Genomic DNA, 17984 nt, shown 5'->3' with positions numbered 1-17984 from the left:
AAGACCATGACCTACAACGACCTGCGTTCCGTCACCGCCACCGCGCTGCGGGACGAGCGCCTGCGCCAGGCCGAGCTCGGCCGCCGCGCCCGTCGGCTGCGCGCCGAGGCACGGGCCCGCCGGGAAAACCAGGAGCGGATTCAGCCACGGAGAGCATAATGGGCGATATGCCCCTGATTTCCGATACCAGTCCCCTCTTCGTCGGCCGCCGGGACCAGCTGCGGCTCCTGACCGACCAGGCCCACCGCGTACGCACCGGGCCGCCGGAGACGTTGCTGGTCGGCGGGGACGCGGGGGTCGGCAAGAGCCGTCTGGTCACCGAGTTCGCCGCCACCCGGCCCGCCGGGACGGTGTTCGTCGGGGCTTGCCTGCAACTGGGCGTGGACGGTCTGTCCTACGCGCCCTTCACCGCGGTGCTCCGCCAGATCCTGCGCGAGCGGGGCCGGGCCCCGTTCGAGGCTGCCGCACCGGGCGGGGTCGGCGAGTTCGCCCGGCTCCTGCCGGAGCTGGGCGAGCCCCCCGCGGACCGGCGGGAGAACCGGGGCATCCTCTTCGAGCAGGTGCTGCGCCTGTTCGAGCAGGTGGCCGGGGACGACGGGATCACCGTGGTACTGGAGGACCTGCACTGGTCCGACGGAGCGACCCGGGACCTGCTGGTCTTCCTGAGCCGCAACCTGGACCGGCCCGGAACCCAGATCGTCGTCACCTACCGCAGCGACGACCTGCACCGCACGCACCCGCTGCGCCGTCTGCTGCCCGAACTCGAACGCCTGCCCGGGGTGGGCCGGATCGTGCTGGAGCCGTTCACCCGCGACGAGGTGGGCCGCCAGGCCGCGGCCATCCGGGGCGAGGAGCTGGGGCACGACGCCCTGAACACGCTCTACCGGCGCAGCGAGGGCGTGCCGCTGTTCGTGGAGGCGCTGGCCGCCGCCGAGACCTGTCCGGACGAGGAGGACCCCGAGCTGCCCGACCACTTCCGCGACCTCCTGCTGGAACCGGTCCGCCGCTTCGACGGCACCGCCCTGACCGTGCTGCGGGCGGCCGCGGTGGGCGCCGTGGCGGACAGCATCGAACACGAGGTGCTCTACCACGCGGCCGGGTTGCCCGAACACGAACTGGAGGCGGCGCTGCACACGTTGGTGGACGCCAACGTGCTCCGTCCCGGGCGCACCGACTACCGGTTCCGGCACGCGCTGCTGCGCGACGCCGTGCACGAGGAGATCCTGCCCGGCCCGCACTCACGACTGCACCTGCGCTTCGCCCAGCTCATCGCCGAGTACCCCGACGCGGTGCCCGCCGACCGCCGCGCGGCCGAGCAGGCACACCACTACCAGGCCGCGCAGGACCTGCCCCGGGCCATGGAGGCCGCCTGGTGGGCGGCCGTGCAGGCCGAGAAGACGCTCGCCTTCGACGAGCGGCTGGGCATGTTGGAACGGGTCCTGGCCCTGTGGGACCGGGTGCCCGACCCCAGCAGCCGGGTGGAGGGGCTCGGCTGGGCCGAGGTGGTCAGCCGGGCGGCGAACACGGCGATCTCGGCGAACCGCAACCGGCGGGCGCTGGAGCTGGTCGACGAGGCGCTGGCGACCCTGCCCGAGCACCCCGACGACGACGCCACCCGCGCCCTGCGGGCGGTCCTGCTGCGCCAGCGCGGCCAGGCCCGCGCCTACCACGTACGCGACGGGGGGCTCAGCGACCTGGTCCGGGCCCTGGAACTGCATCCGCCGCACATGCCCGGGTACAGCCAGCTCCTGGCCATCCTGGCCCGGGAGTGCGCCCTGCTGCGCGAGGACCGGGAGGAGACCCCCGAGCAGAAGCTCCTGCTGGAACTGGCCCGCAGCGGCCACGGGCCCCGCGACCTGGCCAGGCTGGCGATCGAGGCGGCCGACACCGACGGACCCTCCGACCTGTGCGCGGCCGCCGACGCCCGCATCACCCTCGGCGGGGTCTTCATGCAGGACGGCGACCTCGAACGCGGGCGCCCGCTGATGGAGGAGGGCCTGCGCCGGGCCGAGGAGCTGCGCCAGCCCCACATGGAGGCGCGCGGGGCCGGGAACCTGGGCCACTTCCTGCGCGAACTGGGCCACCACCAGGAGGGGCTCCGCGTGCTGGAGGCGTCCCTGGCCCGGCACGAGTCGCTGGGCTGGGCCCCGGCGCGCAAGTCCTTCAACCACCAGAACCGGGCCGAGATCCTGCTGGAACTGGGCGACCTGCGCGGGACCCGGGAGATCTTCCGGCGGTACCTCAGCCGGGACCAACGGGACGGCAAGCACCTGCACTACATCCAGGCGGTGGAGGCGCGCGCCGCCGCGGCGATGGGGGACACGGCCGCGGCACGGGCCGAGGCGGGGCCGGTGGGCGACCGCTCCATGCTGGACGCGCACCGGATGAACATGGTCCAGCTGCGGACCATGGGCCTGTTGGACGCGGCCCTGGCCGAGGGCGACGTCGCCGAGGCCCTGTCCCTGTCCCGGGACGTGCTGGAACGGGTGGTCCTGGAGTGCTCGCCCGGTTACACGTGGCCGTTGCTGGAGCAGATGGCCGGGGCCGCCCGGCTGGGGGTGGAGCGGGGCCGCGAGGCGGAGACGGCCGGGGCGGCCCTGCGGGTGCGCGAACTGGTCGGCGGGGTCGCGGCCGAGCTGCCGCTCACCGGCCTGGTCCGTCCGGCGTACGCGGCCACGGTCAGCGCCCTGGTCGCCGAGGTGGACCGGGCCCGCGGCGAGGGGCCCGGACCCGCCGCGCTGGCCGGGCTGTGGGCCGCGGCGGTGGCGGCGTGGGAGGGCACCCCTCTGCGGCTGTACCGGGCCCGGGCCCGGCTCCGCGAGGCCGAGGCCCTGGTCGCCACCGGTGACCGGGCCCTGGCCGTGCGGCGGACCCGCCAGGTACACCGGGCCGCCGCGGAGTGCGGAGCGGCGCCCCTGGCCCGGGCCGCCGAGGACCTGGCCCGCAGGCTCGGCGCGGGGCTGTCCGAGGAGTCCGTGCCCCCGCCCGCACCCGCCGGGCTGACCGCCCGGGAGGCCGAGGTCCTGCGGCTGCTCGCCTCGGGTGCGACCAACGCCCAGATCGCCGGGGAGCTGTTCATCTCCCCCAAGACCGCCAGCGTGCACGTGTCCAACATCCTCGCCAAGCTGGACGTGCCCAACCGCGCCACCGCCGGGGCGCGGGCCCGCGGGCTCGGCCTGACCCGGTAGCGGACCCGCCCGGGGCCGGGGGCTCAGTGCTCGGGGACGACGTGTTCCACCACCTTGGCGACCAGCTCGTCCAGGGACCCCTCCACGGCGAGGACGCCGGGGAGGGTGAGGTGGTCGGCGACCAACCGGTTCAGGGCCAGGTAGAGCACCAGGACGGTGTCGCGGTCGCCGGGCATGGCCGCCTCCTCGTGGGAGGCGATGTTGGCGTCCAGGTCGGCACGGACGCGTTCGGTGATGTTCCGGCGCAGTTCGGGGCGGCGGGTGGCCTCCAGCTGGAGTTCCAGGGTGGCCAGGTAGACGTTCGGGTCGGCGGCCAGGCGGGTGACCGTGGCGCGCATGAGCTCCACGAGCTTGGCGCGGTCGCGGGGGCCGGTGAACACGTCGTCCCACTCGGCCTGGTCGGGCGTGAAGCGTTCGTAGGTACGCACGCTCGCCTGGGCGAGCAGTTCCTCGCGGTTGGCGAAGTAGTTGGAGGCGGTGCCCGCGGGCACCCCCGCCCGGGTGTCGACCGCGCGGAAGGTGAGCCCGCGGGCGCCCTCCTCGGCGAGCACGTCGATGGCGGCGTCCAGCAGCGCGGCGCGGCGCTCCGGGTTCCTGACCATGGTCCTCTCCTGTTCTCCGAAAAACCCTTGGCAAACCACTATGCCTGGAGTACTTTATCCGTAGTACTTCAAACATAGTGGTCAACAGGCGGTGGGAGTACCCCGCCAAGGAGATGCATGCGAAACCTCACCTACTTCGTCGCCGTCTCGCTCGACGGCTACGTCTGCGCGCCCGACGGCTCCTTCGACTTCCTCACCCCGGGCGAGGACGGCGGGGAACTCGGGGAGACCGGCGAGTTCCACGCGAACGAGTACCCGGAACTGCTGCCCAGCCACGTCCGCGCCCACCTGGGGCTGGATGCGCCCAACAGGCACTACGACACCATGCTCCAGGGTCGGGGCTCCTACCAGGTCGCCCTGGACCTGGGCATCACGAGCCCCTACGCGCACATGCGCGAGTACGTGTTCTCCCGCAGCCTGCCCGCCGACACCGACCCGAACGTGACGGTCGTGGCCACCGACCCCCTGGAGACCGTCCGCGAACTCAAGGGGGAGGACGGCCCCCTGGGCGTCTGCATGGTCGGCGGACCGGCCATCGCCGGGTACCTGCTGCCGGAGATCGACGAACTCATGATCAAGCGCTACCCGGTGGTGGCCGGGTCCGGGAGGACCTTCTTCGAGGGAGCGGAGTTCGACCCGGCCGCCTTCGAACGGGTGCAGGGCACCGTCTTCAGGGGCGGAGCGGACTACACGCTGTTCCGGCGCAGCAAGGCCTGTGCGACGTGAGCGGACCGGCCGGAGCCGCCCCTCGCACCCGCCCCCGGCGGCCGACCGGACCACACACGGCCGGTCGGACCGCCCAGCGGCCGGTCGGACCGTCCAGCGGTTGGTCAGACCGTCCAGCGGTTGGTGATGGGCACCCGGCGGTCCCGGCTGAGGTTGCGGGAGCTGATCTTGGTGCCGGGCGCGGACTGGCGGCGCTTGAACTCGGCCCGGTCCACCAGGCGGATCACCCGGCGCACGAGGTCGGGGTCGTAGCCGGCGAACACGAGTTCCGCCTCGCCGCGGTCGGTGCCCACGTAGGCCGCCAGGACCGAGTCCAGGAGCGCGTAGTCGGGCAGGGAGTCCGCGTCGGTCTGGTCGGGGCTCAGTTCGGCGCTGGGCGGTTTGCTGATCGAGTTCTCCGGGATCGGCGGGGTCTGGCCCAGCCGCTCCGCCTCGGCGTTGCGCCACAGCGACAACTCCCACACCAGGGTCTTCCAGCAGTCCTTGATCGGGGCGAAGCCGCCCACGGAGTCGCCGTAGAGGGTGGAGTAGCCGGTGGCCGCCTCGCTCTTGTTCCCGGTGGCCAGTACCAGGTGCCCCTCCTGGTTGGACAGCGCCATGAGCAGCGTGCCGCGCACCCGGGCCTGCAGGTTCTCCGCCGCCAGCCCGCTCAGGGCGGCGTCCGCGGAGGCGGCGGCCTGCTCGAAGGCCTTGACCGCGGGGACGATCGGGACCGTGCGGGCGGCGAACCCCTGCCGCTGGGCGAGGTCCTCGGCGTCGGCCACCGAGTGCGCGCTGGAGTACTCGCCGGGCAGCAGGACGCCGTGTACCCGGTCGGGGCCCAGCGCGTCCACCGCGATGGTCGCGACCAGCGCCGAGTCGATCCCCCCGGAGATCCCCAGGACCACCGAGGCGAAACCGTTCTTGGCCGCGTAGTCGCGCAGCCCCACGACCAGGGCCCGGTAGACCTCCCCGGTGTCGGACAGCGGGTCCGGGCGCGGCGTGACGGTGTTGGCCCCGGGCTCGTAGGCGGGCACCGGGTCGGCGGACAGCGTGCGCCGGACGATCCGTATCCCGTCGACCACGTCCCCGTCCCGGGCGCCCCGCTCTCCGTCCGCCGCGGCCGGGTCCAGGTCGGCGAGGAGCAGGTCCTCCTCGAACTGCGGCGCGCGGGCCACCAGCTCGCCCTCGGAGTCCACCACCAGGGAGTCGCCCTCGAAGACCAGCTCGTCCTGCCCGCCGACCATGTTCACGTACGCCAGGGCGGCACCGATCTCGCGGGCGCGGCGCGAGCACAGTTCGAGGCGCACGTCGTCCTTGTGCCGCTCGTACGGCGACCCGTTCAGGGTGACGAGCAGGCCGACCCGGGCGGCGCGGGCCGCGGTGACCGGACCGCCGTCCTGCCACAGGTCCTCGCAGATAGCCAGGGCCACGTCGACGCCGCGCACCCGGATCACCGGCAGGGTGTCGCCGGGCACGAAGTTGCGGTACTCGTCGAAGACCCCGTAGTTGGGCAGGTGGTGTTTGGCGGAGGTGAGCTCGACCCCGCCCCGGAGCAGCACGGCGACCGCGTTCTGCGGCGCCCCGGAGGGCTGGCCGTACCGCTCCCCCGGCCCCTCCCTGCGGGAGAGGAACCCCACCACGACGGGCAGGTCGCCCAGCCCCTCGGCGTCGAGGTCGGCGGCCAGGGCGCGGGTGGCCCGGACCGACGCCGACACGAAGGAGTCCCGCAGGGCCAGGTCCTCGACCGGGTACCCGGTGACGGCCATCTCCGGGAGCACCACCAGGTGCGCGCCCTTCTCCGCGGCCCGGCGGGCCGCGCCGACCACGGTTCGCCGGTTTCCCTCCAGGTCACCCACGGTGGGGTTGACCTGGGCCAGTGCGATTCTCAGCTGTGCCACGGGACCGAGCCTAACGGCCGGATGTTTCCGGCCCGGGTCGCGCCCGGCCGTGCCCGGTGGATCCGGACCGTTCCTTGCGGCGGGGACGGCCCCGAGCCCCCGCGGCTGAGGCCATAATGCGTGTAGGGGGAGAGGACCGGGCAGGCTGGCTGGCGTGTGCGGAAATACCCTGGAAATATCCGCACGGCAGACTGGTCCCGGGACAACGTGTCCGGCTTGGCCCCGCAGAGCGCGGACCGGGACCGGGACCGACCGGCATCGAGGAAGGTTGATCGTGAATCGACAGCAGGAATTCGTGCTCCGCACGTTGGAGGAGCGCGACATCCGGTTCGTGCGGCTGTGGTTCACCGACGTGCTCGGGTACCTCAAGTCCGTGGCGGTGGCACCCGCCGAACTGGAGGCGGCCTTCTCCGAGGGCATCGGGTTCGACGGTTCGGCCATCGAGGGGTTCGCCCGGGTCTACGAGGCCGACATGCTCGCCCAGCCCGACCCCTCCACCTTCCAGGTGCTGCCCTGGCGCAACGAGCCGCACGGCACCGCGCGGATGTACTGCGACATCCTGATGCCCGACGGCTCCCCCTCCCCCGCGGACCCCCGGCACGTGCTCAAGCGGCAGCTCAGCCGTGCCTCCGACCTCGGGTTCACGTTCTACACGCACCCCGAGATCGAGTTCTACCTGCTGAAGAAGTTCCCCGAGCACGGCGAGTTCCCCGAGCCGAACGACTCGGGCGGCTACTTCGACCACACCCCGCACAACAGTGCGCACGACTTCCGGCGCAACGCGATCAACATGCTCGAGGCCATGGGCATCTCGGTGGAGTTCAGCCACCACGAGGGCGGCCCCGGCCAGCAGGAGATCGACCTGCGCTACGCGGACGCGCTCACCACCGCCGACAACATCATGACCTTCCGGCTCGTGATGAAGGAGGTGGCGATGGAGCAGAACGTGTACGCGACGTTCATGCCCAAGCCCTTCACCCAGTACCCCGGGTCGGGCATGCACACCCACCTGTCGCTGTTCGAGGGCGACCGCAACGCCTTCTACGAGCCCGGAGCCGAGTACCAGCTGTCCAAGGTGGGGCGCGGGTTCATCGCGGGCCTGCTGCGGCACGCCGACGAGATCGCCGCCGTCACCAACCAGTGGGTGAACTCCTACAAGCGCATCTGGGACGACCCGGCCGCCTCGGCGGGCATGGGCGGTGAGGCCCCCGCCTACATCTGCTGGGGCCACAACAACCGGTCCGCGCTGGTCCGGGTGCCGATGTACAAGCCCGGCAAGTCGAACTCCAGCCGGATCGAGATCCGTTCGCTGGACAGCGCCGCCAACCCTTACCTGGCCTACGCGGTGATCCTGGCCGCCGGCCTCAAGGGCATCGAGGAGGGCTACGAGCTGCCCCCGGGCGCCGAGGACGACGTGTGGGCGCTGACCGACGCCGAGCGGCGCGCGCTGGGCATCAAGCCGCTGCCGCAGAGCCTGGACGAGGCCCTGCGCCTGATGGAGAACAGCGAGCTGGTCGCCGAGACCCTGGGCGAGCACGTGTTCGACTTCTTCCTGCGCAACAAGAAGGCGGAGTGGAACTCCTACCGCCGCCAGGTCACCCCCTACGAGCTGCAGCGTTACCTGCCCACGCTCTGATCCGGAGCGACACCCAGCTCTCTTCGCCCCGCCGGGCCCCTGCCCGGCGGGGCGAAGTGCTGTGGCCCCGGGGCTCCGAATTCCCCGACAGCTTCCCCGCCGGGGGCGGCCCCGGCCCGTTCCAGGCTTTCGGGGTATTCCCGTTTCCGCTGACCAGCACGTCACACACCCTCCGGGGTAGTATCCCCACCAGAGTGGTCGACTACCCCGTCCCACCCGCCCCTCCGCCCTTACCCGACTCCCCTTCAGGAGCCAGAAGCACATGAGCAGGTCCGTCGACGCAGCGACCGTACGCACCCGGGTCGACAGCAACTCCGCCCCGCTCCTGGTGGACGTGCGCACCCCCGCGGAGTTCGAGGGTTCGCACATCCCCGGCGCGGTCAACCTGCCCCTGGGGCAGCTCGACCGGCACGCCGGGCGCGTGGTCCGGGACGCCTCCGAACAGATCGTGCTCGTCTGCCAGTCCGGCCCGCGCGCCGAACAGGCCCAGAACAGGCTGGCCGCCGCGGGCCTGGCCGACACCGTGGTGATGACCGGTGGCATGGACGCCTGGGCCGCCGTCGACGGCCCGGCCGTGCACGGCCGGGAACGGTGGGCCCTGGAGCGCCAGGTGCGCCTGATCGCCGGTTCGATCGTGCTGGTCACAGCGCTGTTGAGCCTGTGGTGGACGCCCGCCGTGTTCGTCGCCGCGTTCATCGGTGCCGGTCTCACCTTCGCCGGGCTGACCAACACCTGCGGCATGGCCCTCATACTCGCCAAGCTCCCCTACAACCAGCCGGCCGGCCGGGTGGACGTCGAATCCTCGCTGGCCCGGATCAGCAGGGCCGGTTCACGGGCGTGACCGGGGAGCCCGTCGGGCCGGGGCTACACCAGCCCGAGCTCGCGGGCCCTGGCGACGGCGGCGGTCCGGTTGCCGACCCCGAGCTTGCCCATCAGGTTGCTCAGGTGCACGCTCACCGTCTTCGCGGAGATGAACAGCGCCTGGCCCACCTCCCGGTTGGACAGGCCCTCGGCCACCTCGGTGAGGACCTCCAGTTCGCGCCGGGTCAGTCCGGCGGGCAGCACGGCAGTGGCCTTCGGCGCCGGCTCGGCGGGTAGCACCTCACGCATCCGTGCCACCTCCTGGCGGACGACGTGGACGTCGAGCTCGGTGAGCAGTGCCTCGGCCTGGTCCAGCAGCGCGCGGGCGCGCTCCGCCTCACCCGCCCCGTGGGCGGCCCAGAAGGCCCCGTAGAGGCACCCGCTCCGAACGGTGCCCCTGGCCCGGGCCGCCAGCGGCAGTGCCCGGTCCCAGTGGGCCAGGGCCCGGGCGGGGTCCTCCTCCAGGAAGCCCCTGCCGGCGTGGCGCGCCAGCTCCCCCATCGGGGAGACCGGCCAGTCCTCGCGCGCCAGCAGCCCCAGCAGGACCCCGGCCAGTTCCTCGGCGAGCTCGCGGTCCCCGGGGGCGGCCCGCCGCCGCAGCCGCCAGGCCACCCTCGCCATGGTGGGTAGTCCGCTGGCGCTGAACCGGACCTGGGAGAGCATACCGATGTCGGCCTCCCCCGCGAGCACCAGCCGGGCCGCCTCGGCCAGCCGGTCGCCCGGTCCGTGCAGCAGCAGAAGGATCCGCGTGTGGTACTCCGGCATGTACTCCACCGAGGACGTGGTGTCCCGGGGCAGCAGCCGGGCGAACTCCTCCAGAGCGCGCCGACTGGCCTCCCAGTCGCCTCCCAGGACGGCCAGTTGGGCGAGCAGGGCCTGTCGGCGCCCGCCGACGAGGTCCTGCGCGGCGGGGGCCGCGAGCAGTTTCGACCGGGCCTGGTCGAACCGGCCCAGGCTGTTGAGGGCGCTGGCCATCCCGTTGACGTACCCGGCGCCCTGGGTACGCAGCAGTCCGAGTTCGGCGCAGCGGTCCAGTGCCTCCTGCGCGCAGGCCAGCCACTCCTCGGACTCGAACCGGCTGGCGTGGTTGCTGCCCAGGTTGTTGAGTCCGCGCATCTCCACCTGGACCTCGCCCAGCTCCCGGGCGATCCGGATGCCCTCGCGCAGCATCTCCAGGGGCTCCTCGGAGCCGGTGACGTCCAGCAGGCTGCCCAGGGTGATGAGCGCGTCGGCCTCGCTGGCCCGGTCGCCGCAGGCACGGGCCTCCTCGATGGCGGCGCGGGAGACCTGCTCCGCCTCGGCGTCACGGCCCCGCAGCATGAGTACCGAACCGGTGGTGGCGCTCACCGCGGCCCGTTCGGGGTGGCCCTCGGGCAGGAGTCCGGCGGCGGTGCGCAGATCGTCCAGCGCGGAGAGGCGGCCCAGGTCCTTGTAGGCCAGGGCGCGGGCGACCAGCAGACGGGCGGTCAGCTCGGGTTCGGCCTCCGGGTCGAGGTCGGTCAGGGCCTCCGTGGCGTGCTCGACCGACCGGCGCAGACCGCCCGCGATCTGCGCGGCCAGGCTGACCCGCAACAGGAGTTCGCCGTGGGAGAGCCCCAGCCGGTCGGCGGCGTCGGGCACCAGTTCCCACAGCTCCAGCACCCGTTCGAGCAGCTCCAGGTGCTCGGGGTGCGCCGCGGTGGCGGCGGCGTGCCCGGCCGCCTCCCAGGCGGCGGTGAGCGCGCGCGGGTGGTCGTGCGCGGCGTAGGCGTGGTGGGCGAGCCGGGCGACGGCCCCGGCACGGGGCAGGCCCGGGATCCCGGCGTCCAGGGCCTCGGCGTAGCGGCGGTGGGCGCGTACCCGTTGTCCGGGCAGCAGGTCGCCCTTGACGGCCTCGGCGAGCAGGGCGTGCCGGAACACGTATCCGGTGTCGGTGGCGCGCAGCACCTGGGCGTCGACGGCTTCGCGGAGTGCCTCGTCCAGGTCGTCCTCGCCGATCCCCGAGGCCTCGGCCACCTCGGCGAGCAGGCCGTGGTCGACGCGGTCCCCGGCCACCGCGGCCAGTCCCAGGACCTTGCGGGCGGTGACGGTGAGGGGGTCGACGCGGCGCATGAGGAGTTCGCGCGGGCCGTCGGGCACCGTGCCGCCGTCCGGCACGGTGAGGAAGGACTCGACGAACAGCGGGTTGCCGCCGCTGCGTTCGACGAGCAGGTCCAGGGCGGCCGGGTCCAGGGCGGTGCCGCGCAGAGCGGCGGCCTGTTCGGCGACGGCCTCCCTGGAGAGCGGTTCGAGGTCGAGGCGCGTCACCCGGGACAGCCGTTCCAGCTCCGGGAGCAGGGGCCGCAGCGGGTGGGTGCGGTGCAGGTCGTCGGTGCGCACCGAGAGCACCAGGTGGACCGGGGCGGCGCCGAGGTTGCGCAGCAGGAAGACCAGGAGGTCGCGGGTGGAGGCGTCCGACCAGTGCAGGTCCTCGACGACCAGGCTGAGCCCGCCGGGGGCGGCCCGTTCCTCCAGGAAGGTCAGGACCGCCTCGAACAGGCGGGCCCGGCCGTTGTCGTCGGTTCCCGGGGCCGGGGCGGATTCCCGTCCGGGACCGGGGAGGAGGCGGGCGAGTTCACCGCCGGGCTCCGCGGCGCCGCCGTCCGCGCGGGCGAGCTGGCGCAGGAGCGCGGTGAAGGGGGCGAAGGCGATGCCCTCGGTGCCCAGTTCCAGGCAGCCGCCCAGGGCCGCCTGCCGCAGTGGTGTGCGGTCCAGGTACTCCTCCAGGAGCCGGGACTTGCCGATCCCGGCGTCGCCGCAGAGCAGGACCGCCCTGGATTCGCCCGTGCGCGCCCGGGCGGCGTCGGTGAGGAGGCGGTCGAGGTGCTGCTGGCGACCGACGAGGGCGGGGAGAGGATCGTGGACCTGCATACGGCCAAGTATGTCCGGCTGATCCCGGTCCGGCAGCCGGATTTCGGGCCGGAACCGGCCGGTTCGCCGGGTCTGCGACAGCCCTCGCCGCCCTGGGCCGGGTGGCCGGTGGTCCCCCTGCTCGCCTGTCCTCACATCACCCGGGCCGGGACAGGAGAAAGGGCCCACCGGACAGAGGTGGACCCTCGAAGGGGAGCCGGGAGTCAGCCGATCAGGTTGGAGAGCAGGCGCTCGGCATCGAACTCACCGTCCTTGGCTCCGGCGACGAAGGCGTCCCACTCAGCACGAGTGAAGACCAACGGGGCAGCATCAGGGTTCTTGGAATCACGAACCACGAAGGCCACGTCCCCTGCCTCCTTGTTCGCCACAACCACCTCGTGACCGGGAACGACAGCGACCTCCACGCACTGCCCCCCGTTCTGGGAGTACGTCGACCTGTGCCAGTCACTCATCACTGATCTCCTTCAGTCTGCGAAGGGTGTCGTCTACGGGGAGGGACGCCAAAAGCCTATTTGGCGAAGGCTGAATCCAAGAAGTCAGACGTTCGGGGTCGGCTGACCAGGGCGGAGAGCAGGCGTTCGGCGTCGAACTCACCGTCCTTGGCTCCGGCGACGAAGGCGTCCCACTCTGCGCGAGTGAAGACCAACGGAGCGGCATCAGGGTTCTTCGAGTCACGGACCACGAAGGCCACGTCCCCTGCCTCCTTGTTCGCCACAACCGCCTCCTGACCCGAGACGGCCGCTACCTCAACGCAGTTGGACCCAGATGTGCTGTAGCTGGACTTGTACCACCCGGAGAGGTTGATGCTCATGCAAACTTCCTAAGCGTGTCCGGCGAAAGAGCCCACCGGGCAGAGGTGGACCCTCGAAGGGGACCGAAGGTCAGCTGACCAGGGTGGAGAGCAAGCGCTCGGCGTCGAACTCACCGTCCTTGACACCCTCAACGAAGGCATCCCACTCAGCACGAGTGAAGACCAACGGGGCAGCATCAGGGTTTTTCGAGTCACGGACGACGAAGACCTCGCCATCAGCGCTCTTGTTCTCCACAACCACCTCGTGACCCGAGACGGCCGCCACCTCAACACAGTTCGCGCCGTTGGCGCTGTAGCTTGATTTGTGCCATCCGGAGGGGTTGGTGCTCATGCAAACTTCCTAAGTGTGTCCAGCGAAAGGGCCTCCGGGAGCGATGCCGCCAGGGCTGCGGTGGCCTCACCGGTGAGCCGATCGTAGTGGGGCTCTTCGTGTATCACGTTACCGTCCGCGTGGTCGCTGACCACTGCGATGTCTCCAGTACGCAGCCTGAAGATCATCAGTGGCGCGGCGGGTACGAGCAACCCGCTCCCTTCCGGAACCAGATGCAGGACCACACGTCCCGTGTCGGCCCATTTCAGGAGATAAAGAACCTGCGCGCGGCGGAGGACTTCGGGAAGGCATGACAGAGCCGAGGCGAGGAAGACAGCTGTGACATTCAGGTCCGGCAGCGCTTCCAAACGCCCCGTGCGTAGAGCGACAAGGTGCGCCACATCATCCGCAGAGGCTCCGAGCATGCCCGCCTGAAAGATCGCCCGCGCCAACTCCGGGCACTGAAGATAGCCAGGGACCATCGCTGGCGTGACAGTGGTTACGTGCCGTGCGCTGTTCTCTATGGACTCCAGGTCACGGGCCCATTCAGGAAGGCCCGTGCCCTCCACCGTCCTCCGGAGCGCAGCGGCAAGCGTCGTGCGTGCGTCCTGAACTCCGGCATCCTCTAACGCTTTTCCCAAAAGTTCCACATTGTCCCGTTTTGGCACTCCCTTGCCAAGCTCCCAACGGTTCACACTGGAATGGGATGCACCGCTTCGATTCGCCAGCTGACGTTGGGTGAGGCCAGAAAGATCCCGGAGCTTGATGAGGCAATCCTGAAAAATACTGGAGACCATATGGCGAACTGTATCAACGGAGTAGGAAAAAGAATCAGGTAATCCCAAGATCGAACAACTTGCTTTGAGACAGGTCCGACCTCGGCTCAGCATGTGGTCATGGACGTTTTCGGACAGCGGCAGACGCAGACCACCCGGACCACTCAGAGCCAGAACACCGACCCCCGGGCGGAGGCCCTGCACGCCTTCCGTGAGATGCGGGGCTGACCTTCACCGTGGAGTGGCGGCGCTTCCCCTGGACCCGGGGCGCTGACCTCGAACGCGCGCTGGTCGGCCCCGCCTATCTGGGCAATGTCGCCCTGGGGCTGAAGGACCGCAGCCACTGGGCCTACCAGTCCCGGGACGGCCGTACCTGGCGCTACATCCCCCGGGCCCAGGTCCGCCGCCTGGTGCACGAGGTGGTCGAGGAGTTCGCCGGGTTCGTCCCGCCCCTGCCCCGCAGGCCGTGACCTCTGCCTGGAACACCCCGCTGATCCGGGAACACCCCCGGACAGCCCCTCGCCCCCGGCAACGCGAGGCCCGCCCCGCACAGACGTGCAGGGGCCTGACAACCGAAGCGGCCCGGCGGTGCTACCAACACCCCGGGCCCGGACAAGTGAAGGAACCACTTGCCATGACGTACGTTACCGCCGCTTTGTGCACCCTGGTGCGTCTTTTGCGCCCCTGTGGCGGGCTGCACGCCGACCCCTCCGGCTACCTGCGCACCCTGGCCGCCGAGTACCGGCGCCGCTCCCGCCGGGTCCGCCGCTACACCCTGCCCGAACACACCCCCAGCCGCCCCGACAGCACCGTGCCGCGCACCAACCCCGCCCAGGGCGCGAGCACCACGAGCAACACCGGCCCCAAGCCGACCACCGCGCAGATCCCGGACCAGGTCGGCCCGTTCATCCCCCGCCCCCGCCGCCCCGTCGACGTCCAGCGCCCGACCCCGTTCCCGGCCGATTCCCGGACCACGCACCCGACCCCGGACACGCCCCGGGCGCTGTTGCCGACCTTCCGCGTCTCCCACGGCCACACGCACGCGCCGGAGCCCTCCGCCACCGCTGACCAAGTCGACCTCGTGCGCACCTACTACCGCGCCTACGAACAGCACACCCGCGCCACCCGAACCCGTACCGGCCACGCCGTCTGACCTCTCCCGCCCCGGCCCGGGTCCCCGGCCCGCGCTCAGACCAGGCCCAGCTCACGTCCCTTGGCCGCGGCGGCGGTGCGGTTGCCGACCCCGAGCTTGCCCATCAGGTTGCTCAGGTGCACGCTCACCGTCTTCGCGGAGATGAACAGGACCTGGCCGACCTCCCGGTTGCTCAACCCCTTGGCCACCTGTGCCAGCACCTCCAACTCCCGCCGGGTCAGCCCCATCGGCAGGGGGCTCCCGACGGGGGCGTCCCGCTTCGGGGATCTTCCGGAGGTGAGCGCGACCCGGTCTGGCCCGGCGTGCGCGGCGGCGGGCTCGTCCGGGTCGGGCAGGCCGTGGCGGATCCGCAGGAAACCGGCCTCCCGCGCGAACAGGGCCAGGCCGTACCGGACCGCCAGACGATGCAGGTCCGCCAGGTGCCGGGCGGCGCGTTCCCGCTCGTCCGCGCGCACCGCTGCCCGGACCGCCTCCAGGCAGTACTCGGCACGCAGAACGACGTGTCCGGTCGGGCCGGTCCCGGCCAGCGCCGCCTCGAACAGGGCCAGGGCCTGCCCGGGGTCCGGGGTCCTCCAGGCGCGGGCGGCCAGCCCCGCCGGGTCCTGCTCGTAGGCCCCGGCCCCGGCGGGGAGTTCGGCCAACAACCGGTGGAGCTCCTCCGCCAGGCCCCGGGCCTCCTCCCCCGGTTCCTCCGCCAGCCGGTCGGCGATCGAGGCGTGCCAGGCCAGGCTGGACCGGTACATGCCGTGGACCGTCGAAGCCAGCGCACCGTCCCCGACCGCCCTGGCCAGCATGTCCCGGGCCATCCTCCCCGCGTCCAGCGGTCGCCCCTCGTGCAGGGCCAGCCGTTGGAGGAGCAGGTGGACCGGCAGGTGCTCCACCGGGGAGCTCTCCCGCTCCGGCAGGATCCGGCGGAACTCCTCGATGGTCGCGCGCACCGCCTCGGGCCGCCACCGGTACAGGTCCAGGTGCATGCGCAGGACGAGCGCCCGCGCCCGGGTCACCCCGTGGTCCCGGATCCCGGACAGCAGCTCCTCGCTCTCCGCGAACCGGCCCTGGTTGAAGCGGGTGGTCGCCAGTCCGTAGGCGAACGCGCCGCCCTGGGTCCGGGCCAGGCCGAGTTCGCGGCAGCGGCGCATCCCCTCCAGGGACGCCTGCGCGCTCTCCTCCAGGCGGTTCAGGTTCTTGAGCTGACCGCTGAGATTGATCAGGCCCCGGATCTCGGCCGGGACGTGGTTGACCTCCCTCGCGAGGCGGATGCCCGCACCGAGCAGTTTCAGCCCCTCTTCCCGGCCTCCCGGGGGGTCGAGGGAACCGAGGGTGATGAGGGCGTCGGCCTCGCTGCGCCGGTCGCCGAGCTCACGGGCGCGGTTGAGGGTGCGGCGGGCGGCCGTGGCAGCCTGGCCGTGGTGGCCGCGCACCATGAAGGTGGCGGCCAGGGTCGCACCGACCGCCGGGGCCTCGGGGTGGTTGAAGGTCAGCAGGACGGAGGCGTCGGCCAGGTCCTCCAGCGCGCCGTCGCGGCCCATCTCCTTGAGCGCCCGGGCGCGGGCGTGCCGCAGCCGGGAGATACGGACCGCGTGTTCGGGAGGGTGGTCCGGGTCGTGGAAACCGGTGACGCCGAGTTCGTCCAGGCCGTCGGTGGCGTAGCCGACCGCGCGGCGCAGCGAACCGGCGACCAGACAGACCTCGCTGGCCCGGACCAGGACCTGGTCCCGGGGCATCCCGAGGCGTTCGGCGGCGTCGGGCACCTGGTCCCACAGCTCCAGCACCCGTTCGACCAGGGCCAGGCGCTCGGGGTAGGCGTCGACGGCGGCGGCGTACTCGGCGGCCCGCCAGGCGGCGGTGAGGGCGAGGGGCTGGTCGTGCGCGCGGTGGGCATGGTGGGCGAGCTGTGCGGCCCGCTCGCCCTCGGGCATCCGGTCGACCCCGCTCCGGAGGGTCTCGGCGTAGCGGCGGTGGGCGCGCACGCGCTCCCCCGGCATGAGGTCGGCGCGGACGGCCTCGGCGAGCAGGGCGTGCCGGAACACGTAGCCGTGTTCGGTGGTGTGCAGGACCCGGGCGTCGATGGCCGGGCGCAGGGCGGAGTCCAGTGCGTCCTCGGTGATCCCGGCCCGGCTGGCGACACCGGACAGGAGGGTGTGCCGCACCCGGGTTCCGGCGGTGGCGACCAGGCCGAGGACGCGGCGGGTGGGTTCGGGGAGGGGTTCGACGGCGGCGAGGAGGAGGTCGCGCGGCCCGTCCGGGATGGGCGCCCCGGCGGGGTCGTGGCCGACCGCCAGGAACGACTCCACGAAGAGCGGGTTGCCGCCGCTGCGCTCGTGCAGCAGGTCCAGGTCGGCGGGGTCGAGTTCGTTACCGCGCAGAGCCCTGGCCTGGGCGGCGACCTCGTCCCGGGAGAGCGGGGCCAGGTCCATCCGGGTCAGCCGGGGCAGCCGTTCCAGTTCCGGCAGCAGGCGGCGCAGCGGGTGGGCGCGGTGCAGGTCGTCGGTGCGCACGCTGATCAGGAGGTGGACGGGTGCGGGGCCGAGGTTGCGCAGCAGGAAGACGAGCAGGTCCCGGGTGGAGGCGTCGGCCCAGTGCAGGTCCTCGACGACCAGGGTGAGGCAGTCGGGGGCGGCCCGCCCCTCCAGGTAGGTGAGGACGGACTCGAAGAGGCGCGCCCTGCCCTCGTCTGCGGCCCCGGAGGCTCCGCCGAGTTCGGGCAGGAGACGCCCCAGGTCGCCGGTGGGGTCGGCGGCGGGCCCGCCGGAGCGGACGAGTTCGCGCAGCAGAGCGGTGAAGGGCGCGAAGGGAACGCCCTCCGCGCCCAGCTCCAGGCAACCGCCCAGCGCGACGGCGTCTTCCGGGACGCGCCTGAGGTGCTCTGCCAGCAGGCGGGACTTGCCGACCCCCGCCCCTCCGCAGACCAGCACGGCCCGGGCGCCCTCGGTCCTGGTTCTGTCCGCGTCCGCGGCCAGGAGGGAAAGTTGGGTGTGGCGGCCGACGAAGACGGCGGAGGGATTGTGGACCTGCATGCTGTCCAGTATGTCCGGAGCAACCGCCTGTGGCAGCAGGCCTTCGGGCCGGAACCGGCCGGTTCGCCGAGCGGCGGACAGCCCCCGGAAGGGCGGCCGTCCCCGGAGAACGGCCGGTTCCCGTCGAACCCTCCC

General features: G+C 72.4%; 15 protein-coding genes. 7 read left to right on the top strand and 8 right to left on the bottom strand.

Features of this window, described 5'->3' with window-relative positions; all coding sequences use genetic code 11:
• The first annotated feature begins 6 nt into the window (after nt 1–6).
• A complete protein-coding gene (locus AC0VYD_RS08450; protein ID WP_452545938.1) occupies nt 7–159 on the top strand; it encodes a hypothetical protein in 153 nt (50 codons plus the stop codon).
• A complete protein-coding gene (locus tag AC0VYD_RS08445) occupies nt 159–3188 on the top strand; it encodes a helix-turn-helix transcriptional regulator (protein ID WP_475479358.1) in 3030 nt (1009 codons plus the stop codon). The genes AC0VYD_RS08450 and AC0VYD_RS08445 overlap by 1 nt, the downstream gene beginning before the upstream one ends.
• 23 nt (nt 3189–3211) lie before the next feature.
• Here AC0VYD_RS08445 and AC0VYD_RS08440 read toward each other — a convergent pair whose 3' ends face one another.
• Entirely contained in the window at nt 3212–3790 is a 579-nt protein-coding gene (locus AC0VYD_RS08440) for a TetR/AcrR family transcriptional regulator (protein ID WP_475479357.1), read from the bottom strand.
• Between the two features lie 117 nt (nt 3791–3907).
• On the opposite strand from AC0VYD_RS08440, the gene AC0VYD_RS08435 reads away from it, so the two are divergent.
• On the top strand, nt 3908–4516 hold the full coding sequence (locus tag AC0VYD_RS08435) for a dihydrofolate reductase family protein (protein WP_475479356.1): 609 nt from the start codon (nt 3908–3910) through the stop codon (nt 4514–4516).
• 104 nt (nt 4517–4620) lie between these two features.
• Here AC0VYD_RS08435 and AC0VYD_RS08430 read toward each other — a convergent pair whose 3' ends face one another.
• Nucleotides 4621–6396, bottom strand: coding sequence for an NAD+ synthase (locus AC0VYD_RS08430; protein WP_475479355.1), 1776 nt, complete (start codon nt 6394–6396; stop codon nt 4621–4623).
• Between the two features lie 274 nt (nt 6397–6670).
• Here AC0VYD_RS08430 and AC0VYD_RS08425 point away from each other — a divergent pair, with 274 nt between their 5' ends.
• Together AC0VYD_RS08425 and AC0VYD_RS08420 are read left to right on the top strand one after the other, a co-directional pair.
• On the top strand, nt 6671–8032 hold the full coding sequence (locus AC0VYD_RS08425) for a glutamine synthetase family protein (RefSeq protein ID WP_475479354.1): 1362 nt from the start codon (nt 6671–6673) through the stop codon (nt 8030–8032).
• Nucleotides 8033–8294: 262 nt separating this feature from the next.
• Nucleotides 8295–8873, top strand: a complete 579-nt coding sequence (locus AC0VYD_RS08420; protein WP_475479353.1) for a rhodanese-like domain-containing protein — start codon at nt 8295–8297, stop codon at nt 8871–8873.
• Nucleotides 8874–8896: 23 nt separating this feature from the next.
• Here the strand turns inward: AC0VYD_RS08420 and AC0VYD_RS08415 are convergent, their stop codons facing one another.
• From AC0VYD_RS08415 to AC0VYD_RS08395, 5 genes are all read right to left on the bottom strand, one after another.
• Complete coding sequence (locus AC0VYD_RS08415) at nt 8897–11782, bottom strand: helix-turn-helix transcriptional regulator (RefSeq protein WP_475479352.1); 2886 nt, start codon at nt 11780–11782, stop codon at nt 8897–8899.
• A 203-nt stretch (nt 11783–11985) separates the two neighbouring features.
• A complete protein-coding gene (locus tag AC0VYD_RS08410) occupies nt 11986–12234 on the bottom strand; it encodes a DUF397 domain-containing protein (protein WP_475479351.1) in 249 nt (82 codons plus the stop codon).
• A 56-nt stretch (nt 12235–12290) separates the two neighbouring features.
• A complete protein-coding gene (locus AC0VYD_RS08405; protein ID WP_475479350.1) occupies nt 12291–12593 on the bottom strand; it encodes a DUF397 domain-containing protein in 303 nt (100 codons plus the stop codon).
• A 70-nt stretch (nt 12594–12663) separates the two neighbouring features.
• Nucleotides 12664–12924: a DUF397 domain-containing protein gene (locus tag AC0VYD_RS08400; protein WP_475479349.1), complete on the bottom strand. Its 261-nt coding sequence runs from the start codon at nt 12922–12924 to the stop codon at nt 12664–12666.
• Nucleotides 12921–13748, bottom strand: coding sequence for a Scr1 family TA system antitoxin-like transcriptional regulator (locus AC0VYD_RS08395; protein ID WP_475479348.1), 828 nt, complete (start codon nt 13746–13748; stop codon nt 12921–12923). Before AC0VYD_RS08395 ends, AC0VYD_RS08400 begins: the two co-directional genes overlap by 4 nt.
• Before the next feature lie 167 nt (nt 13749–13915).
• Between AC0VYD_RS08395 and AC0VYD_RS08390 the strand changes: the two genes are divergently transcribed.
• Both AC0VYD_RS08390 and AC0VYD_RS08385 read left to right on the top strand, forming a co-directional pair.
• A complete protein-coding gene (locus AC0VYD_RS08390; RefSeq protein WP_475479347.1) occupies nt 13916–14149 on the top strand; it encodes a hypothetical protein in 234 nt (77 codons plus the stop codon).
• A gap of 164 nt (nt 14150–14313) precedes the next feature.
• Complete coding sequence (locus AC0VYD_RS08385) at nt 14314–14832, top strand: hypothetical protein (protein WP_475479346.1); 519 nt, start codon at nt 14314–14316, stop codon at nt 14830–14832.
• Between the two features lie 35 nt (nt 14833–14867).
• Here the strand turns inward: AC0VYD_RS08385 and AC0VYD_RS08380 are convergent, their stop codons facing one another.
• Nucleotides 14868–17849, bottom strand: coding sequence for a helix-turn-helix transcriptional regulator (locus tag AC0VYD_RS08380; RefSeq protein WP_475479345.1), 2982 nt, complete (start codon nt 17847–17849; stop codon nt 14868–14870).
• Nucleotides 17850–17984 lie beyond the last annotated feature (135 nt).

This window comes from Nocardiopsis sp. iso_40, assembly GCF_056173285.1.
Note: the sequence above shows the minus strand (reverse complement) of the source record. Positions and strands in the feature narration are given on the sequence as shown.